Origin of the sequence: Enterobacter cloacae complex sp. S3, from assembly GCF_014930495.1 — a bacterium.
In the GTDB taxonomy this organism is placed as follows: Bacteria; Pseudomonadota; Gammaproteobacteria; order Enterobacterales; family Enterobacteriaceae; genus Enterobacter; species Enterobacter asburiae_B.
In genome coordinates, this window is record NZ_JADBRD010000124.1 from 1 (window position 1) to 333 (window position 333).

Annotated in this window: 1 pseudogene; it reads right to left on the minus strand. The window is 58.6% G+C overall.

From position 1 onward, the window contains the following. Positions 1 to 333 (minus strand): annotated as a pseudogene (locus tag IM317_RS23790) (acetate--CoA ligase family protein); the annotation flags it as partial.

The window sequence follows — 333 nt, forward strand, 5'->3', positions numbered from 1 at the left end:
CATCAATATCCAGGCTATCGCCCAGGGCGATGAAGTAGGAAAAACCCATCTCGCGCTGTTGCGCCCAGTCAAGGATAGTATTGGAGACGGCGGCCGACTGCGAGATAAAGGCCAGTTTACCGCGATGGATCGGCACCGGTGAAAAGCTGGCGTTCAGCCCTTGCCATGGGGCCAGCAGTCCGAGACTGTTGGGGCCGAGCAGACGCATCTGATAGCGCGCGGCGCATTCGAGCAGCGCCGGGTACTGTTCCGGCTGCGAAGAGAGGATGATGCAGGTCTTGCAGCCTTTTTGCCCTAAGGCTTCGAGCAATTCGAGATTACGCCTGGCGTTAG